This is a genomic window from Halomonas sp. ALS9 (assembly GCF_001651035.1).
In the GTDB taxonomy this organism is placed as follows: domain Bacteria; phylum Pseudomonadota; class Gammaproteobacteria; order Pseudomonadales; family Halomonadaceae; genus Vreelandella.
Genome location: NZ_LXRG01000087.1, coordinates 13315 through 32370, shown reverse-complemented (window position 1 = coordinate 32370; position 19056 = coordinate 13315). Strand labels below are relative to the sequence as shown.

The window sequence follows — 19056 nt, the reverse complement described above, 5'->3', positions numbered from 1 at the left end:
TTTAAGTACTCATCCGATTTGTCGAGGAACGTCTGCGATGCAGCAGAACGCCGAACAGACACAATGTCTACCCCTTTTGCCATTGCGCGATGTGGTTGTTTATCCGCAAATGGTTATCCCTCTTTTTGTAGGTCGTGAAAAGTCTATCCTGGCGCTCGAAGCGGCGATGGAGGCTGATAAGCGTGTGCTACTAGTGGCTCAGCGTGAAGCGTCTCAAGATGAGCCTGACAACGCGGATCTCTACGCTATGGGCACCGTGGCAGACATCATGCAACTGCTTAAGTTGCCCGATGGCACGGTGAAAGTGCTCATTGAGGGTAATTTCCGAGCGGATGTTCTAAATGTCGAAGAGAACGCCGCAGGCTATACTCAAGCGCATTTAACGCCCCGTGAGAGTGAGCCGCTTACCAGCCGTGAGCAAGAAGCACTGGTGCGTGTGCTGCTCAACCAGTTCGAACAGTACGTTAAGCTCTCCAAAAAAGTCCCCAACGAAGTGCTTAACTCACTGTCAGGGATAGAAGATCCAAGCCGCTTGGTGGACACTATTTGTGCCCACTTGTCACTTAAAATTGGTGACAAACAAGAGTTGCTGGAGATGGATCGGGTGCGTGATCGTATTGAGCATCTGATGGCGCTGATTGAGTCTGAAATCGATCTGCTTCAAGTAGAGAAACGCATCCGCTCGCGGGTCAAAGAGCAGATGGAGAAGACCCAGCGCGAGTACTACCTCAACGAACAGATGAAAGCTATCCAGAAAGAGATGGGTGAGCTGGATAATGTGCCCAATGAGGCCGAGAAGTACGAGCTGGCGATTCAAGAGTCTGGTATGCCGAAGGAGGCGTCTGAGAAAGCCACACAAGAGCTCAATAAGCTCAAAATGATGGCCTCAAACTCTGCCGAAGCGACTGTGGTGCGTTCCTACTTGGATTGGTTAGTCGCTGTTCCATGGAAAAAACGTACGCGCGTCAAGCATGATCTCATCAAAGCGCAACAAGTGCTGGATGAAGATCATTACGGCCTGGAAGAGGTCAAAGCGCGTATCCTGGAATATCTTGCCGTACAGAAGCGCGTGCGCAAGATGAAGGGCCCGGTGCTGTGCCTCGTCGGGCCGCCTGGGGTGGGCAAAACGTCGCTTGGCCAGTCCATCGCTCGTGCCACGAATCGAAAGTATGTTCGCTTGGCGCTGGGTGGTGTCCGCGATGAATCGGAAATTCGTGGTCATCGGCGCACCTATATTGGCTCGTTGCCGGGTAAGTTGATGCAGCGGATGAGCAGAGCCGGGGTTAAAAACCCGTTGTTCTTGCTGGATGAGGTCGACAAGCTAGGTATGGATCATCGCGGTGACCCGGCTTCTGCGTTGCTCGAAGTGCTTGATCCTGAACAGAACAATAGCTTTAGTGATCACTATTTGGAGCTCGACTACGATCTCTCTGAGACGTTGTTCATCTGTACCGCTAACTCGATGAATATTCCCAGTGCACTGCTTGACCGCATGGAGATTATTCGTTTGCCGGGTTACACCGAAGATGAGAAGCTGGCTATCGCTAAACGCTACTTATTGCCCAAGCAGCTAGCCGCAAACGGTTTAAAAGGCGATGAGTTAACGCTGGAAGATAGCGCACTTTTAGAGCTTATTCGCTACTACACGCGAGAAGCCGGTGTGCGTGAGTTAGAGCGTCAGATTGCCAAGGTGTCGCGCAAAGTATTGCGTGAACGGCTTGAACAAGAACGTGACCCGCAAGCCGTCCAAGCGGGGCAGAGCTTAACAGCTGAGCAAATTGAGCACTACGCGGGCGTGCGCCGCTACAGTTATGGCTTAGCGGAGCAGGACGACCAGATCGGCCGAGTCACAGGGCTTGCCTGGACATCGGTGGGTGGTGAGCTGCTAAATATCGAGTCAGTGGTGACGCCGGGTAAAGGACGAATTAATAAGACCGGCTCACTTGGCGATGTGATGAAAGAGTCGGTGAGTGCCGCCCACACAGTCGTGCGTGCGAGGGCAGAAGCGTATGGAATTGATCCTGAGCGGTTCGAAAAAGAGGATCTGCATATCCACGTTCCTGAAGGGGCAACACCTAAAGATGGGCCCAGTGCGGGTATTGCCATGGTGACGGCGATTGTTTCCGCTTACACCCAGCGTGCGGTACGCTGCGACGTGGCAATGACCGGTGAAGTCAATCTACGCGGAGAAGTATTGCCGATAGGCGGACTGAAGGAGAAATTGCTGGCAGCCCGCCGCGGTGGTATAAAGACAGTGCTAATTCCTGAAGAAAACCGCCGTGATCTCAAGGAAGTACCTGACAATATCAAAGGTGCATTGGATATTCGTCCGGTACGCTGGATAGATGATGTCTTAGCCGTAGCGCTAGCTGATAAGGTAGAAGACGGTGCGCCATTGAAAAGCACCGAAGCATCGTTTAGTAATAACGTCGTTGCTAGCACTCATTAAGCTGTTAAAGTCCTCGTTGGTCTTTAATTTTACTTAATATTTGCCCGCTGCTTGTGTGGCGGGTATCTCGCGGCATGGTTGCTTGACAGATGTTTCAAGGCATTGCTATAAAACGCAGCTATGCTTTGATCGTCGTATCCATCGGTGACCATGCCGTTCAGAGCCATTTTTTTGAAACAGTCAAGGGGTGAAGAGTGAATAAGTCCGAGCTGATTGAAGCCATTGCCGCGTCTGCAGATATTCCTAAAGCAGCGGCAACCCGCGCATTGGATGCCATGGTGGAGTCTGTCACCGATAGCCTTAAAAAAGGCGAAAGCGTATCTCTGGTAGGTTTTGGTACCTTCGCGATCAAAGAGCGTGCCGCTCGTACTGGCCGTAACCCACAAACGGGTGAGCCAATCCAGATCAGCGCCGCCAAAGTACCCAGCTTCAAAGCAGGTAAAGCGCTGAAAGACGCCGTCAACTAATTTGACCGCGTTTGCTGTAACCTAATGGGCGCATCGCATTGGCGATGCGCCCATGTTATTTTCTAACCCACTATTTTTGTCGGGTTAGCGGGCCGATCTGTTTGGCTGTGACTATCTGAGGCTAGCATGCTGCAAAGTATTCGAGATGGCTCCAGGAGCTGGGGTGCCAAAATTATTATTGGTGTTATGGTCGCGGCCATGGCACTTTTCGGGATTGAGTCACTGTTTGGACTTTTTGGCGATGATCCAAACGAAGTCGCGAGCGTCAATGGTCAGCCGATTATGCGCCAACAGCTTGAGCTGGAAGTTCAGCGCGCGCTACGTTCTGGTCAAGTGCCGCCGGAGCAAGAGCGCGCTCTGCGCCGCGATATGCTCGATCAGTTGATTACTCAGAAGCTACTATCCCAGTATGCTGAGGAGGGTGGTTTTGCCGTTTCTGAACAGCAATTAGATCAGTTAATTGTCAGCCTGCCGGAATTTCACGATCAGGATGGTCGCTTCTCCGCAGAGGTGTTCCGCAACCGTCTCGCCAGTGCGGGCTATACGCCGGTTGCATTCCGTGAAGAGTTACGTGTCGATATTCAGCGTCAGCATTTACAGCAGGGCCTAGCCTTCAGTGATTTTAGCCTGCCGAACGAACAAGAGCGCCTCGCTGAGCTACAGCGCCAGCAGCGTAGTTTCCGATATCTGATCCTGGATAGCGATGACGTCGAGGCTGATGTCGATGTTAGCGAGGACGATCTCCAAGCCTATTATGATGCTCACCAGGAGCGCTATGAGCGCCCCGAGCAGGTGCGCCTTGAGTATGTGTTGATTGATCGCCAATCCATGGCAGAAGGCCGTGACGTAGACGAACAGGCACTGCGTGACGCATGGCGCGAGCAAAATCGCTATGCCGATCGCCGAGTATCCCATATCATGATCACCTTTGGTGATGAGCGCAGCCGGGATGAGGCGCAGCAATTGGCTGAGACTGCCCGGGAAGCGCTAGACAGCGGTGAGACGTTTGCAGATACCGCCTTGCGCTACTCTGATGATACCGCCAGCGCAGAAGAGGGTGGCGATCTGGGGGTCATTAGCCGTGGCTTCTTTGGCGACAGCTTTGATGAAGCGGCCTTTGGCCTCGAAGAGGGCGATGTTTCCCAACCGGTTGAGTTGGATAACGCTTTCCACATCATTCAGGTGACGGATATTCAGGGCCCCACTTTTGAACAGCAGCGTGATGAGTTGGCGCGTGAAGTCGCATTACGTGATGTTGGCGATGAGTTTAACCAACGTGTCCAACAGCTGATTGATGAGAGCTTCGCAGCGGATGACCTGCAGAGCGTTGCCGATGATCTTGATCTGACCCTGCAGGAGAGCGATTGGCTCGCCCGTGATGATGAGGCTGACGGGGTGCTGTCTGAGCCTGGCGTGATCTCTGTGGCGTTTAGTGGCGATGTGCTTGAAGAGGGCTACAACAGCGAAGTGATTGAGTTGGATCAGGATCGACGCTTGGTACTTCGCGTAGCCGAGCACCGCGATGCGACGCTGCTGCCACTTGATGAAGTGCGCGATGAGGTTGAAGTCTCGGTAGCCGCCGAGCAGCAGCAACAGGCGCTGCGTGAAGAAGCGCAGGCGCTGGTCGACAACCTGCGGGAAAGTCAGCAGGTGGATGTTGATTGGCTCGAGGTCAATAACGTAAGCCGTCAAGCCGATACCACTGTGCCTCAATTGGTTGTTCAAGAAGCTTTCCGTATACCACGCCCGGCAGAGGGCGAAAGCGTCTATCGCACGGTTGAGTTGCCGCAAGGCGTTGCTGTGGTAGCGCTAGATAGCGTAAGCGTAGGTGAGGTTGACGAACAAATGGAGACGTTTGTTGCCCAAATGGCCGAGCAGTTGCGTGCACAATCGGTGTTGCAAGGGTTAATTGATGACTTGCGCAGCGATGCTGATATAGAGCGGTAGAATCGTCTAAGTTCTGAGTTGGAAACAGCAAGACAAAAAAGCCGATCTCACGATCGGCTTTTTAATGCGTAAAGGGTTAACGCTTAAAGCACTCTTAGGCATCAGGCAACTGCGTTAATGAAAACTGACGCAGTCGAGGCGCCGTGTGGTCACTGCGCTCGATAATAATATCCCAGCCATGCTGGGCATCCCAGTCGCCCAGCACATAACGTTTAGCCGGCACATCTTCTACCGTTAAGTCATGGACGTGGGGACGGTGGGTATGGCCATGAATCATGGTGGACACGCCGTGGCGCTCCATAACATGGATGACCTCCTGATGAGTGACATCCATGATCGCTTCAGTCTTATTAGCGTTAGCTTCGCCCGATTGCGCGCGCAAACTCTGGGCAAGTGCTACGCGCTGCTCCAAAGGTAGCGCCAGCATCTGTGACTGCCATTCAGGGTTACGCGACTGCTGGCGAAAAGCCATATAGGCTTCATCCCGAGTACACATGCTGTCGCCGTGCAATAGCACAACCGGTACGCCCTGAATCTCCACTTCCTCAATATCCGGCAGTAGAAAGGCCTGACAGGCATTAATAAAGCGCTCGCCGAGCAGAAAATCACGATTGCCATGCATTAAGTATACAGCGGTGCCATCGCTGCTAAGCTTGCGTAAACGCTTGATAACCTCTTGGGCAACGCCGCAAAGCGGGTGCGTATTGGCGTCGAGTAGATCATCGCCAATCCAGGCATCAAAAAGATCACCCAGAATATACAGCGCGTCGGCTCCTGGAGCGGTGTGCTCCAAATAACGATAAAACCCCTGGTTGATCGCTGGGGTATCGCTGCTCAGATGAAGATCGGCAACAAGCAGTGTGCGCATAAGGCTCCCCGCGTTATTCCGCGTCTTTAACGTACGCGCGCTCGATAATGACATCTTCAGAGGGTACGTCGGCGTGCATGCCGCGGCGGGTCGTCGCTACATTTTTAATTTCGTTGACCACATCCATGCCGTCAACGACTTCGCCAAATACCGCATAGCCCCAGCCCTGCAAACTTTTACCGCTGTGATCAAGAAAACTATTATCGCCCACATTGATAAAAAACTGGGCAGTCGCCGAGTGTGGGTCTTGGGTGCGAGCCATTGCCAGCGTGCCAATGGTGTTTTTCAAGCCGTTATCGGCTTCGTTGTCGATAGGGTCGCGGGTCGGTTTTTGCTCGAAGTCTTTATCGAAACCGCCGCCTTGCACCATAAAACCGTCAATTACCCGGTGAAACAGGGTGCCGTCGTAAAATCCGTCGCGAACATACTGCTCAAAATTCGCTGCGCTAATCGGCGCTTTCTCGTGGTTAAGGGCGATGGTGATGTCACCATGGTTGGTCTGTAATACGATCATAGATAAATTCCTGTTCAATAAAGGCGTTCGCCTTGGCGCTGTGCATCGGCGTCACGCTATAATAGCGGTTTTGCCCTGCACCGCGAAGGGCCATAGGCGTATCCTATGTTTTTACAGCGTTTTCACAGCATGTCTTCACGGCTCAGTACGCCATTCACCACGAGGTTATCAACACCATCATGACCAACGAGACCACCCCAGCGCCGAACTTCATTCGCAACCAAGTACGCGACGAAATCGAGGGCGGCCAGGTCACTAAAATCGTGACGCGCTTCCCCCCGGAGCCCAATGGCTTCCTGCATATCGGCCATGCGAAGTCGATCTGTCTAAATTTCGGGTTGGCGGAGCAACTGGGTGGCGAGTGTCATCTACGTTTTGACGACACCAACCCGGCCAAGGAAGAGCAGGCTTACATTGATGCGATCAAAGAAGACGTCAGTTGGCTAGGCTTTGAGTGGGCAGGCCCTGTGCGCTTTGCCTCCGACTATTTTGATCAGCTCTACGCCTGGGCGCAGCACTTAATGCGTGAAGGCAAAGCTTATGTCGACGACCTGTCACCGGATGAAATCCGTGAGTATCGCGGCACCCTGACGGCGCCGGGTAAGCCCAGCCCCTACCGTGAGCGCAGCGTCGAAGAGAACCTGGATTTGCTGGCGCGCATGCGTGAAGGTGAGTTTGGTGAAAGCAAAAAAGTGGTGCGCGCGAAGATTGATATGGCCTCACCCAATATCAATTTACGCGACCCGATTATCTATCGCATTCGCCACGCCAGCCATCACCAAACCGGTGATAAGTGGAAAATTTACCCCTCTTACGACTTTACCCATGGTCAGTCCGATGCCCTTGAGGGGATTACCCACTCCATCTGCACCCTGGAGTTTGAAGATCACCGCCCGCTCTATGAGTGGTTTTTAAATAATTTGCCGGTACCTGCGAAACCGCGCCAAATTGAGTTCGCGCGGCTGAATCTCGATTACACCCTGACTTCCAAGCGTAAGTTGAAGCTGCTGGTTGACGAGCAAATCGTAAATGGTTGGGATGATCCGCGTATGCCAACGATCTCCGGCATGCGTCGCCGTGGCTACACGCCAGCGTCAATTCGCAAGTTCTGCGAGATGATTGGGGTTACTCGCGCCGACGGTGGCCTGGTAGATATCGCCATGTTGACTCATGCGATTCGCTCGGATCTTGAAGACAATGCCCCGCGCGCCATGTGTGTTTTAAAACCACTGAAAGTAGTGCTCACTAACGTGCCGGAAGACCACGAAGAGGTGTACGAAGTGCCGGGGCACCCCGCCCGCGACGATATGACCATGCGTAAAGTGCCGTTTAGCCGCGAGCTGTATATTGATCAAGACGACTTTATGGAAGACGCGCCCAAAAAGTTCTTCCGCCTGGCCCCAGGTAAAGAAGTACGCCTGCGCAACAGCTACGTGATTCGCTGTGACGAAGTGATCAAAGACGCTGCCGGCGAAATCAGCGAACTGCACTGCTCGGTGGATTTCGATACCTTGGGTAAGAACCCCGAAGGGCGTAAGGTCAAAGGCGTTATTCACTGGGTTAGCGCTAGCCACGGAGTGCCGATGGAGGTGCGTCTGTACGACAACCTGTTCACCGTTGAACAGCCTGATCGCGATAAAGACGTCGACTTTCTGGAGCACCTGAATCCGCAGTCTTTGGTGGTCTGCCAGGCCATCGGTGAGCCAAGTCTTGCCGAGGCAACGCCGGAGTCGCGCTTCCAGTTCGAGCGCGTCGGTTACTTCTGTGCGGATCGCCATGACACAACGCCAGAGCATTTGGTGTTTAACCGTACCGTAGGCTTAAAAGATAGCTGGGCGAAAATCAAACAGAAGGGTTAAGGAAAACGTCATATGCATATTTACAATACGCTGACGCGTCGCAAAGAACCTTTCACCCCGTTAGTGGCGGGAAAAGTGAGCATGTATGTCTGCGGCATGACGGTGTATGACTACTGCCACCTGGGGCACGCCCGGGTCATGGTCGCCTTTGACGTTATCACTCGTTATTTTCGAGAGCGCGGCTATGACGTGAACTACGTGCGCAACATTACCGATATTGACGACAAGATCCTCAAGCGCGCCGACGAGAATGGTGAAAGTATCACTGCGCTGACTGAGCGCATGATCGATGCCATGCACGAAGACGAGCAGCGCCTGTTTGTTTTGCCGCCCAGTCATGAGCCCCGCGCTACCGGCCATATCGACGATATTGTAGCGATGATTGAAACGCTGATTGAGAAAGGTTTTGCCTACGCGGCAGATAACGGCGACGTCTACTACCGGGTTCGTAAATTTGCTGATTACGGCAAACTCAATAATCGTCAGCTCGACGATATGCGTGCAGGAAGCCGGGTCGATGTTGATGCGCATAAAGAAGACCCGCTCGATTTTGTGCTCTGGAAAGCGGCTAAACCAGGGGAGGCGCACTGGCCGTCCCCCTGGGGGGACGGGCGTCCAGGCTGGCACATTGAGTGCTCAGCAATGTCGACCTGCTGCTTGGGCGACACCTTCGATATTCATGGTGGCGGGCCAGATTTAACCTTTCCACACCATGAAAATGAGATCGCTCAATCAGAGGCGGCTACGGGGAAGACTTACGTCAACACCTGGATGCACGCAGGCGCCGTGCGGGTCAACCAGGAGAAAATGTCCAAGTCTTTGGGCAACTTCTTCACCATTCGGGACGTGCTGGCCGAGCACGACCCGGAAGTGGTGCGCTTTCTGCTGGTCGCCAGCCATTATCGTAGCCCGATTAACTACTCGGTTGACTCACTGACGGAGGCTAGAAAATCACTAACTAGGCTGTATACGTCGCTGGAAGGTCTTGAACTAAGCGCTTTAAATGATGTGAGCGGTGACGCATCGGCTTACCGTGAGCGCTTTACCCAGGTAATGGACGATGACTTCAATACTCCCGAAGCCCTGGCGGTGATGTTTGAGCTTGCTCGGGAGGTTAACCGCGCTAAACAGGAGCAGCCTGATGAAGCGGCCAAGCTCGCGGGCGAGTTAAAGCGGCTAGGCGCTATTTTGGGGCTGCTTCAGCAAACGCCGCAAACGTTCTTAAAAGGCACCCAGCAGCAGGGGATGCCGCTAACAGAGAGCGAGATCGAAGCCAAAATTGCTCATCGTGTAGCGGCTAAAGCCAATAAGGATTTTGCCCAGGCGGACGCGATCCGTGATGAGCTTGCTGCAATGGGAATTATTTTGAAAGACTCCCGGGAAGGTACGTCGTGGGTGTTTGAGGCTCCCTGAACGTTGAAGGCTTTTGTAGTGAAAAAGCTGAAGGCTCTTATACTGGTTAAGAGCCTCAGTGTTAAAAAGCCTACTTCAAAAGGAACTCCAAGATGCGCTTTTCAGCGAATGCTTTTACCGCCAAGTCCCTGCTCACTGCTTGCACCCTATCCGTTGCTGCTTTTTCTCAGGCCAGTGCCAATGAGCCTGTCGTAGTGTCATCCAAAATCGACACGGAAGGTTCGGTATTGGGCGAGCTGATTATTCAAACCCTAGAACGCCACGATATTGCCACGGAAAACCGTTTACAGCTGGGCGGCACTAGCGTTGTCCGCACGGCTTTAGAAGCCGGTGAGATCGACCTTTACCCAGAATACACCGGTAATGGTGCGTTCTTTTTCGATATGGCCGATAGCCCTGTATGGAATAATGCTGATAAGGCTTATGAAACCGTACGTGATCGTGATGCGAAGCAAGGCTTGATATGGCTGCAGCCTGCCAGTGCGAATAACACCTGGGCAATGAGCATCCGGGAAGATGTCGCCACTGAAAATGAGCTGGTGAGCCTAGACGATCTCGCCGCCTACTTGGCCGATGGCGGTGAATTCAAATTTGCTGCAAGTGCTGAATTTGTCGAGTCTGCCCAAGCACTGCCCGCGTTCCAGGAAGCCTACGGTTTTGAGCTCAGCAACGATCAACTGTTGGTGCTCTCCGGTGGCAATACCGCCGCTACTATGCAGGCCGCCGCCCAGCAGACCAGTGGTGTTAATGGCGCCATGACCTACGGCACGGACGGTGGCTTAAATGCGCTGGGGTTGGTGGTACTGGAAGACACTAAGGGTGTGCAGCCAGTGTATCAGCCTGCTCCCGTAGTGCGTGAAAGCGTACTGGAAACGTACCCAGAAATTGAAGCGCTGCTCAATGAGGTGTTTACCACTCTCGATTTAGTCACCCTGCAAACGCTCAATGCCGACGTCGCTGTTAACGGGCTGTCGCCATCCCAAGTGGCTAGCGACTACCTTGATACGCTTAATGATTAATGCCTGGTAATCTTATAAATTAACGCTAATGCTCGGGATAACTAATTAATGTCGTTAATGGATGCACTGCCTACCCCGCGTCTTCGTTGGGAGGGGCGGCACCCTAACATTGTGCTCGTTAGCTTTAGCTGTATCATGCTGGCCGCATTTTGGGCTTTTGACGTGGTTAGCATGGCCCCCAATCGGATTGTGTTGGGCACGGGACATGGCGCACTGGAGGCTTTTGGCTGGCCCGGCGCGCTATTGGTGACCCTGCTACTTTCTTGCATCGGTATTCTCGCTTGGCAACCGAGCCATCACCACTACCGGGCACTACTCGCGGCGGTAGTGGTCATACTGGCGCTGATGCCGGTGGGGTTGATGGCGAGCAGCTACTTATTGATTGACCCTGAGCTGCCTCAGGCGCGTCTAGGCTTAGGCGCGGCGTATTGGGTCGTGCTTTTTGTGCTGCTGCTGTGCTTAGTAGAACTGCGTTTGCGTTTAAACCTTGCGCGAATATGGCCCACGCTGTTGCTATGTGGTGTCGCGCTGGTGTGGTGGCTATTCGCGGCTTTTGGACTTGGGACACTCGCGCTCGTTCAAGAGTTTAGAGCGCGTGATCAACAATTTCTGAACGCCGTCGTCCAGCACATTAAGCTGGTAAGCCTCGCCGTTAGCGTCAGTATTGTGCTTGGGATGGCGCTCGCCATGTTGATGCGCCGCTATGCCCGGCTACAAAAAGGTACTTTTGCGCTACTCAATTTTCTCCAGACGATTCCCAGCCTGGCGCTATTCGGACTACTACTGGCGCCGCTGGCCTGGCTTGCCGCCAACGTGCCTGGGTTAGGCCAACTTGGCGTTAGCGGTATTGGCACAACGCCTGCCTTAATCGCATTGATCGCCTACAGCCTGCTACCCATTGTACGTAATACCTATACTGCGCTTGAACAAGTGAGTCCCGATACCCTCGAAGCCGCCAAAGGAATGGGCATGCGCGCCGGACAGCGGTTTTGGCAGGTGCGCTTGCCGCTGGCGTTGCCGGTGCTGTTGGAAGGGGTGCGGATTACCACTGTCCAGGCGATTGGGCTCACCGCTGTTGCCGCCCTGATCGGTGCAGGCGGGCTGGGCACCTTTATTTTTCAAGGCTTAGGTCAGGCCGCCATGGATATGGTGTTACTTGGCGCACTGCCGATTTTAATGCTGGCTCTGGTGGTGGATGCGGGCTTAGGTGCCTTGTCAGAAGCGCTGCGCCCCGGAGGAATAAGATGATTGAGCTGTCCCATGTATCCAAGCGGTTTGGAGATGAAGCTGCGGTGGACGATATTTCTCTAAGGGTGCCGAAGGGTAAATTCTGCGCCTTGGTGGGTACCTCGGGCTGTGGTAAATCGACCACGCTACGCATGATCAATCGCTTAATTGAGCACAGTGAAGGCGACATCATCCTTGATGGGCAGGCGATTGACGCCTATGACCCGGTGAAGCTGCGCCGTCGCATTGGCTATGTGATTCAACACACCGGGCTTTTTCCTCACTGGAACGTTGCGCGCAACATTGGCCTGGTGCCGCGGTTATTGAAGTGGTCAGCAGCCGATGTCCAGTCGCGGGTGGCGGAGTTAATGCATTTATTGGGTTTGCCGGTTGATGAGTTAGCGCATAAATATCCCCATCAGCTTTCCGGCGGGCAGGCGCAGCGGGTGGGGGTCGCGCGTGCCTTGGCGGCAGACCCGGATATTCTGTTGATGGATGAACCCTTCGGTGCGCTTGATCCTATCACCCGTGAAAAGCTGCAGGATGAGCTGGCCAAGATACAGGCGCGGTTGCACAAAACCGTGGTATTTGTGACCCACGATATGGATGAAGCGCTTAAGCTGGCGGATCACTTAGTCGTGATGCGTGAAGGTCGAATCGTGCAGCAAGGTTCCCCGCTGGCGCTCCTACAAAACCCCGCCGACCCGTTTGTCGAGTCGCTGTTGGGTGGTCTGGAAAGGGGGCTTAAACAAGCGGCGTTAACTCGGGTGAAAGATCACATGACCTCCATGGGGCCTACCTTGCCAGCGCATTCGCGCATCTCTGGGGTATTCTCACTGCGTCAGGCGCTCTCCATGATGCTGCGCGACCATACCGACCGGCTGACCGTCGTCGACCAGCACGATGTGCCGGTCGGCGAGCTGTCGTTGCGTAGAATTATCAAGGAGGCTCAACTGGATAATGGAAACCCCCGTGAGTAACTCCCTAAGCGTTGCCCAGCCCCACAAAAAAGCCCCGCAATGGCTGTGGCCATTGCTGTGGGGTGCGTTGCTACTGATTAGCATTATGGGCATGTCTGCTGCTGAACCGCTGTTTCGCTGGATAGAGCCCGAAGCACGCCACGTTATTTACGACCGCGCCGAGTTTTATGTTCTGCTAGGCCGTCATCTTTTCGTGGTCGGTATCGCCGCGGTCGTGACCATTATTGTGGGCGTAGCCGCTGGCATAGCGGTTACCCGCAGGTGGGGCAGTGATTTTCTACCGCTTGTGGCCCAACTGGCATCGCTGGGACAAACGTTTCCGCCAGTGGCTGTTTTAGCGCTGGCGGTACCCGTGCTGGGTTTTGGCACCTTACCTATTATTGTCGCCTTAATGCTCTACGGGCTACTGCCTATCGTGCGCAATACCCTTGCCGGTCTGCAGGGAGTGGAGGGCGATATTAAAATGGCTGCCCATGCCATGGGCATGACGCCAGCGCAAATCCTACGCCAAGTCGAACTGCCGCTGGCAGCACCGGTCATTTTTGCGGGCATCCGTACGTCGGTGACGATTAATATTGCTACCGCAGCGCTCGGCGCGACCGTAGGCGCCAGTAACCTCGGCGACCCGATTATCTCCGGCATCGTCAACGGCAATATGGCCTATGTGGTTCAGGGGGCGCTGTCCATTGCACTGTTGGCCCTGACGATCGATAGCCTGTTTGAACTGCTGCAGCGTCAACTACGTTCGCGTATCTCTGATTGCTAATCTCCGTGTTTTAACGTCTTCGTGTTTTAACGTCTCTGCGTCTTAAGTAGCATCCCTAAAGTTCTTGTGCTGCGGTACTGTTCCAAATGTTGTAGCAGCTAGATGTTGCGTTGGCTTATGACAGATAAATCCACTGGCATAAACGGTCAATACCAACAACACTGCCCTCAAAAGGGGTAAAACAAGGACAATAATGATGACACAGTACGTACACCAGCCGGACTTCATGACCGGCGATGAATTTTCGATTCCCACCTTTAGCCTGCTTAACCCCGAAGGTGAGCTGCATAGCGGCGCCGTTGAGCCTAAGCTTGAACGTGATCACGCCAGACGTATCTATCAGGCGATGCTGGCCACGCGTATTCTTGATGAACGCATGATGGCGGCTCAGCGCCAGGGGCGGTTGAGCTTTTACATGCAGTGTACCGGCGAAGAAGCCGCTGTGGTGGGCGCCACCGCCGCACTTAATGACGCCGATATGATCATGGCGCAGTACCGTGAGCAGGGCGCTTTGATGTATCGCGGCTTCTCCATCGACGAATTTATGAATCAGCTGTTTGGCAACGAGCTCGACTACGGCAAAGGCCGCCAAATGCCGATCCACTATGGGTCGCGTAAGCTGCACTACATGACCATCTCGTCTCCCTTGGCTACCCAAATTCCCCAGGCGACCGGGTATGCCTATGGGCAAAAGCTCGCAGGTCAAGGCCACTGCACGTTAACCTTTTTTGGTGAAGGCGCGGCCTCCGAGGGTGATTTTCACGCCGCGCTGAATATGGCCTCGGTACACCAAGTGCCGGTGATTTTTTTCTGCCGTAACAATGGCTACGCCATTTCTACACCCTCTTCCGAGCAGTTTGCAGCGGATGGTATCGCCCCGCGCGCCTTTGGCTACCATATGCACGTGATTCGGGTAGACGGTAACGACGTACTGGCAGTCTATGAAGCGACCCGCCAGGCACGCAAAATTGCCGTTGAGCAAAATCAGCCGGTATTGATTGAGGCCATGAGCTATCGCCTTGCCGCGCACTCATCTTCCGACGATCCTTCTGGCTATCGCTCGAAAGATGAGGAGGAGGTGTGGCGCGCGAAAGATCCACTGCTGCGGCTGCAAAAATGGTTGTTGAAAAAGCAGTGGTGGAGCGAAGAGGAGGAGGCGTCCCAGCAGGAAACCCTGCGCCGTGAAGTGCTGGAAACCATGAAGCGTGCAGAAAAGCGCTCATCGCCGCCGCTAGAGAGTCTGATCAGCGATGTATATGCCGATATCACCCCAGCGTTGCAGCGCCAATTCGATCAGTTAAAACAGCATATTCGCCGCTATCCTGAGGCTTACCCCCGTGGGGCAAAGTCGTTGGACTTGGATGTAGGTACCGACACTGATACCCAGGGAGAGGCGTAACATGGCCACAATGAATATGCTCCAGGCGATCAATAACGCGCTGGATATCGCCATGGCAGAGGATGAAAAAGTTATCTGCTTCGGGGAAGACGTGGGTATTTTTGGTGGCGTATTTCGGGCCACCAGTCACTTGCAAGAGAAGTACGGCAAAGCGCGCTGTTTTAATACACCGCTGGTTGAGCAGGGCATTATCGGTTTTGCCAATGGCTTGGCGGCGCAAGGTTCGGTGCCCGTGGCCGAGATTCAATTCGCCGACTATATCTTTCCGGCCTTTGACCAAATCGTTAATGAAACCGCCAAATTTCGCTATCGCTCCGGGGATCTGTTTAATGTCGGCGGGCTGACTATTCGTACCCCTTACGGTGGCGGTATTGCTGGCGGCCTTTATCACTCCCAATCTCCAGAGGCCTATTTTACCCATACGCCGGGCCTGAAAGTTGTAGTGCCACGCAACCCCTATCAGGCCAAAGGGCTGCTGCTCGCAGCTATTCGCGACCCGGATCCGGTGCTGTTTCTGGAGCCCAAACGCCTCTACCGCGCTGCGGTAGGCGAGGTGCCCGAAGAGGATTACCAGCTACCCATTGGTGAAGCTGAAATCACCAAAGAGGGCACGGATATCACCGTGGTGGGATGGGGCGCCCAGATGGAGGTGATCGGCAAAGCGGTTGAGTTAGCCGAAGAGCAGGGCATTGCCTGTGAAGTGATCGACCTGCGCTCGCTGCTGCCCTGGGATGCGGATACGGTGGCTGAGTCGGTGCTGAAAACCGGTCGGCTGGTGGTGAGCCATGAAGCCCCCTTAACTGGCGGCTTTGCCGGTGAAATTGCGGCCACTATTCAAGAGCGTTGTTTTCTCTACCTGGAATCGCCCATTGCCCGGGTGACGGGGCTGGATACGCCTTTTCCGTTGGTGCTGGAAAAAGAGTATCTGCCTGATCACCTGAAGATTTTTGAAGCGATTCGCGAAAGCGTCAACTTTTAGAGGCCATTAATGCCTAAGTGCGTATGGGGAGAAAAACAATGAGCGATTTTTTACTGCCGGATATTGGCGAAGGCATTGTCGAGTGCGAAGTAGTCGAGTGGCGCGTCGCTGAGGGCGATCACATTGAAGAAGACCAGCCTATCGTTGAAGTCATGACCGATAAGGCGCTAGTCGAGATTACCGCACCTGAAACCGGTGTTGTGACCAAGCTGTATGTGGCCCAGGGGCAAATTGCCAAAGTGCATGCGCCGCTGTATGCCTACCGGGTAGAGGGGGAGAACCAGGCCGCGTCAGAAGCTGAAGAATCGGCTGCCAGCGAAAAGCCGAATGAGAGGGAGGCAGAACTGCCCACCGCTAAAGGCACTGCGGATGCTGGCCTAATATATGACAAGGTTCCCGCCAGCCCTGCCGTTAGGCGCCTAGTGCGTGAACACTCTTTGCAGCTCACGGAGATCGCGGGTAGTGGTAAAGATGGTCGGGTGCTGAAAGAGGATGTGCTAACGCATCTTGATCAAGCTTCGCAAGCAACGATCCCATCCAGCCAAGCAGCGAATAAACGCCAAGCCGAAGACAGCGCGCCCAGGGTAGAACCACTGCGCGGCATACGCGCGGTGATGGCCAAACGCATGGTGGAAGCGGCGAGCACGATTCCCCATTTCCACTATGGCGAAGAGATCGACGTGACCGCACTGCTGGCGCTGCGGGAACGCCTAAAGCCATTGGCCGAGGCCCAGGGCGAGCGGCTGACGCTTATGCCGTTCTTTATGAAAGCCATGGCATTAGCGGTAGCGAAAGAGCCTATCGTTAACGCCCAGCTAAATGCGGCGGGCAATGAACTGCTCTACTACCCACAGTGTAATATTGGCATGGCGGTGGATAGCAAAGCGGGCTTGATGGTGCCCAATGTTAAAAACGTTGAGCGCTTAACGCTGCTAGAGATTGCCCGAGAGGTCGGGCGATTAACCACGTTGGCACGGGAAGGGCGAGTTGATCAGGCGGATCTGAAAGGCGGCACCATCAGCATTTCTAATATTGGCGCGCTGGGCGGTACCTACGCTGCGCCGATCATTAATGCCCCGGAAGCGGCCATTGTGGCGATTGGTAAAACCCAGTGGCTGCCACGCTTTGATGAACAAGGTGCTGTGCAGAGGCGCGCTATCATGACGATCACCTGGGCGGGCGATCATCGCTTTATCGACGGCGGCACCATCGCACGCTTTTGCAATACCTGGAAAGGCTTTCTAGAGGCGCCGGACAGCATGCTGCTCCATTTGGCATAGCCCTTGAAAAAGCCCTTGAAAAAGCCCTTGGAAACTAAATGATCTCTCAGGCGCCGCTTCAGCAGTTCTATATACCCGAAGAGCAGTCGGTCTACCTGCTGAGTCATCACGATGCCCGCAAGCTGAAAGACTGGGTGGCGCTGTGTCAGGCGCAGCTCACCCAGTTGGGTTATCAAGGCATTGAGTTAATTGGCAAGGGCGCTTACGGCTTTGTATTTGCCGGAAGCACCGTCCACCATGGCGCTACCGCCCACTACGTGTTTAAGTTCTCGCGCATTACCCTACCTACCCATTTACAGGAGCGCCTCGAAGAGGAGGCGTTTATGCTCGATCAGGTATCGCACCCGCGCATACCTGGCCTGATCGCCTACCAGCGCTCCCGGGGCCAATCCATTTTAGTCATGGAGCGTGCTCCCGGCTGGAATTTAGAGCAGGTATCGCTTAAGCAGGGGCGCTTATCGCCTCGGCTAATCGTGCGTATCGCCGCCCAGCTGGCTGATATTCTGGCCGCTCTTAGGCGTGAGTCGGGGCCCCAGGCTCGTCCAGTCGTGCATGGTGATATCAAGCCTTCAAACTTAGTGTATGACAGCGAACACGAATCTATTGCGCTAATCGACTGGGGCTCATCGGTATTTGCTCAGCTAGATGCGCAGTTGCAGTTTGTGGGCGCCAATGTGATGGAGCTGATGTCCGATAATCTGCAGCAGACCAATGCCCGCCTGGGCGATGTTTATTTTATCGGCGAAGAGCAGTTAAACGGCGCACTATCGTCGCCCCGGTTTGATGAGCAGGGCGTAGCCGGGACACTGTATGCGCTGGCGTCGGCCCAATCCTGTCGCTTTGGTCATCGGGCCATCCCTGCTACCTCGCTGGGCTTGCCCATGGAGTTTGCCCGCACCTTGGATGGCATGCTCGACCCCGATCCACAGGTAAGGCGCAAAGCGGGGGACTACTTTGTGCAAAGCATGTCGCGTATGGCCAGGGTGGTGATGATTGATCTGCCCTCTGGTGTGCATGTGCCCTTAGTGCCGGTCTGGGGTCGACCTGCTGAGCAGGAGATTGATACGGTCGTGTATAGCTCACGCAAAGCCTTTCTGCGTGAGGCGAATGCTCAAGAAACCCTAAATGACGTTAATGATGTGCAACTAGACCGCTACTACAAGCAGTTTATGCAGGGGATGGGGGAAACCGAAAAAGCCTTTTTGGCGTCGGTAAGCCGACTGGGGAAATATCCGGTGGTGGGCGGCCTGGCGGTTCGCTGGGAGCGGGAAGGGGTATATATTGACTCGTCGTTAAACTTGCACGACCCGGCACTCAAGCCTGCTTTTATCGAGGCGGTGAATAATATGGTGCACCTGGCGCGGGCGATTCATCGTCAGGGCGTGTTTAAAAGCTGCCTGTTTAATGCCCGCCAAACACTGCACTTAGAGCGTGCTTCAGTGGATGACGCCTTTGTCAGCGAGCCGAATATGGCGATCAGCTACGAGTTGAGCGCAGTACCGGAGCTTGAAGATCGCACCCGTCAGCACAGCTACTTCGAAGATGGCCCCGACCCAGAAGAACTATTGGTGCTGCCCGAGGCGATTATGCATGTGCTGCAGCAGCTCAATGACATTCACCATACCGGCATGATCATTTTTGAGGCGTTGCCCCAGCACCTTAAAATACATAGCTACTACCGCCTGCTGGATCCTGATCGAGAGAACGAATTTCGCACGCTGCTGGCGAGTATTCTCGCCTCAGTAGACCAAATAGAGGGCCTAGGCGTTTCGGGCTACATGAAAATGCCCTACAAGGACACCCGCTACTTTACCCACCTGGCAAGCCAGCCAGAGCGCTACTACCCCCGCGACCCACGAGAGTATGCGAAAAAATTAACAGAACAGTAA

At 54.2% G+C, this 19056-nt stretch carries 15 protein-coding genes; 13 read left to right on the top strand and 2 right to left on the bottom strand.

Features of this window, described 5'->3' with window-relative positions:
• Window positions 1-37: 37 nt before the first annotated feature.
• From lon to A6R74_RS06975, 3 genes are all read left to right on the top strand, one after another.
• Window positions 38-2449: an endopeptidase La gene (gene lon, locus A6R74_RS06985; protein WP_064233759.1), complete on the top strand. Its 2412-nt coding sequence runs from the start codon at window positions 38-40 to the stop codon at window positions 2447-2449.
• Between the two features lie 194 nt (window positions 2450-2643).
• Complete coding sequence (locus tag A6R74_RS06980; protein ID WP_035579518.1) at window positions 2644-2916, top strand: HU family DNA-binding protein; 273 nt, start codon at window positions 2644-2646, stop codon at window positions 2914-2916.
• 126 nt (window positions 2917-3042) lie between these two features.
• On the top strand, window positions 3043-4863 hold the full coding sequence (locus A6R74_RS06975; protein WP_064233757.1) for a SurA N-terminal domain-containing protein: 1821 nt from the start codon (window positions 3043-3045) through the stop codon (window positions 4861-4863).
• 94 nt (window positions 4864-4957) lie between these two features.
• Here the strand turns inward: A6R74_RS06975 and A6R74_RS06970 are convergent, their stop codons facing one another.
• Entirely contained in the window at window positions 4958-5731 is a 774-nt protein-coding gene (locus tag A6R74_RS06970; protein ID WP_064233755.1) for a UDP-2,3-diacylglucosamine diphosphatase, read from the bottom strand.
• Between the two features lie 13 nt (window positions 5732-5744).
• Window positions 5745-6245: a peptidylprolyl isomerase gene (locus tag A6R74_RS06965; protein WP_064233753.1), complete on the bottom strand. Its 501-nt coding sequence runs from the start codon at window positions 6243-6245 to the stop codon at window positions 5745-5747.
• Between the two features lie 179 nt (window positions 6246-6424).
• On the opposite strand from A6R74_RS06965, the gene A6R74_RS06960 reads away from it, so the two are divergent.
• The 10 genes from A6R74_RS06960 to A6R74_RS06915 all read left to right on the top strand — a co-directional run bounded on the left by A6R74_RS06960 (window position 6425) and on the right by A6R74_RS06915 (window position 19056).
• Window positions 6425-8104, top strand: a complete 1680-nt coding sequence (locus A6R74_RS06960; protein ID WP_064233751.1) for a glutamine--tRNA ligase/YqeY domain fusion protein — start codon at window positions 6425-6427, stop codon at window positions 8102-8104.
• Window positions 8105-8116: 12 nt separating this feature from the next.
• Window positions 8117-9517 carry a cysteine--tRNA ligase gene (cysS, locus tag A6R74_RS06955; RefSeq protein ID WP_064233749.1) on the top strand — a complete coding sequence of 467 codons (1401 nt, stop codon included), beginning with the start codon at window positions 8117-8119 and terminating at the stop codon, window positions 9515-9517.
• A gap of 92 nt (window positions 9518-9609) precedes the next feature.
• Window positions 9610-10536, top strand: coding sequence for a glycine betaine ABC transporter substrate-binding protein OsmF (osmF, locus tag A6R74_RS06950; protein WP_064233746.1), 927 nt, complete (start codon window positions 9610-9612; stop codon window positions 10534-10536).
• Between the two features lie 48 nt (window positions 10537-10584).
• Complete coding sequence (locus A6R74_RS06945; RefSeq protein ID WP_064233744.1) at window positions 10585-11784, top strand: ABC transporter permease; 1200 nt, start codon at window positions 10585-10587, stop codon at window positions 11782-11784.
• The gene (locus A6R74_RS06940) at window positions 11781-12743 is read left to right on the top strand and encodes an ABC transporter ATP-binding protein (protein WP_064233742.1); all 963 of its coding nucleotides are present in this window, start codon (window positions 11781-11783) and stop codon (window positions 12741-12743) included. The genes A6R74_RS06945 and A6R74_RS06940 overlap by 4 nt, the downstream gene beginning before the upstream one ends.
• The gene (locus A6R74_RS06935) at window positions 12724-13509 is read left to right on the top strand and encodes an ABC transporter permease (protein ID WP_064233740.1); all 786 of its coding nucleotides are present in this window, start codon (window positions 12724-12726) and stop codon (window positions 13507-13509) included. Before A6R74_RS06940 ends, A6R74_RS06935 begins: the two co-directional genes overlap by 20 nt.
• A gap of 196 nt (window positions 13510-13705) precedes the next feature.
• On the top strand, window positions 13706-14908 hold the full coding sequence (locus tag A6R74_RS06930; protein WP_064233737.1) for a thiamine pyrophosphate-dependent dehydrogenase E1 component subunit alpha: 1203 nt from the start codon (window positions 13706-13708) through the stop codon (window positions 14906-14908).
• Between the two features lies 1 nt (window position 14909).
• Window positions 14910-15887 (top strand): alpha-ketoacid dehydrogenase subunit beta, encoded by a 978-nt coding sequence (locus A6R74_RS06925; protein WP_007114321.1) that lies wholly within the window; start codon window positions 14910-14912, stop codon window positions 15885-15887.
• 38 nt (window positions 15888-15925) lie between these two features.
• Window positions 15926-17167, top strand: a complete 1242-nt coding sequence (locus tag A6R74_RS06920) for a 2-oxo acid dehydrogenase subunit E2 (protein WP_064233735.1) — start codon at window positions 15926-15928, stop codon at window positions 17165-17167.
• A gap of 41 nt (window positions 17168-17208) precedes the next feature.
• Window positions 17209-19056: a protein kinase domain-containing protein gene (locus A6R74_RS06915; protein WP_064233823.1), complete on the top strand. Its 1848-nt coding sequence runs from the start codon at window positions 17209-17211 to the stop codon at window positions 19054-19056.

What these genes read in the sequence shown, in the direction of transcription:
- lon (WP_064233759.1), top strand. Translation starts at nt 38, where the DNA reads ATGCAGCAGAACGCCGAACAGACACAATGTCTACCCCTTTTGCCATTG.
- A6R74_RS06975 (WP_064233757.1), top strand. Translation starts at nt 3,043, where the DNA reads ATGCTGCAAAGTATTCGAGATGGCTCCAGGAGCTGGGGTGCCAAAATT.
- A6R74_RS06970 (WP_064233755.1), bottom strand. Translation starts at nt 5,731, where the DNA reads ATGCGCACACTGCTTGTTGCCGATCTTCATCTGAGCAGCGATACCCCA.
- A6R74_RS06965 (WP_064233753.1), bottom strand. Translation starts at nt 6,245, where the DNA reads ATGATCGTATTACAGACCAACCATGGTGACATCACCATCGCCCTTAAC.
- A6R74_RS06960 (WP_064233751.1), top strand. Translation starts at nt 6,425, where the DNA reads ATGACCAACGAGACCACCCCAGCGCCGAACTTCATTCGCAACCAAGTA.
- cysS (WP_064233749.1), top strand. Translation starts at nt 8,117, where the DNA reads ATGCATATTTACAATACGCTGACGCGTCGCAAAGAACCTTTCACCCCG.
- osmF (WP_064233746.1), top strand. Translation starts at nt 9,610, where the DNA reads ATGCGCTTTTCAGCGAATGCTTTTACCGCCAAGTCCCTGCTCACTGCT.
- A6R74_RS06945 (WP_064233744.1), top strand. Translation starts at nt 10,585, where the DNA reads ATGTCGTTAATGGATGCACTGCCTACCCCGCGTCTTCGTTGGGAGGGG.
- A6R74_RS06940 (WP_064233742.1), top strand. Translation starts at nt 11,781, where the DNA reads ATGATTGAGCTGTCCCATGTATCCAAGCGGTTTGGAGATGAAGCTGCG.
- A6R74_RS06935 (WP_064233740.1), top strand. Translation starts at nt 12,724, where the DNA reads ATGGAAACCCCCGTGAGTAACTCCCTAAGCGTTGCCCAGCCCCACAAA.
- A6R74_RS06930 (WP_064233737.1), top strand. Translation starts at nt 13,706, where the DNA reads ATGACACAGTACGTACACCAGCCGGACTTCATGACCGGCGATGAATTT.
- A6R74_RS06925 (WP_007114321.1), top strand. Translation starts at nt 14,910, where the DNA reads ATGGCCACAATGAATATGCTCCAGGCGATCAATAACGCGCTGGATATC.
- A6R74_RS06920 (WP_064233735.1), top strand. Translation starts at nt 15,926, where the DNA reads ATGAGCGATTTTTTACTGCCGGATATTGGCGAAGGCATTGTCGAGTGC.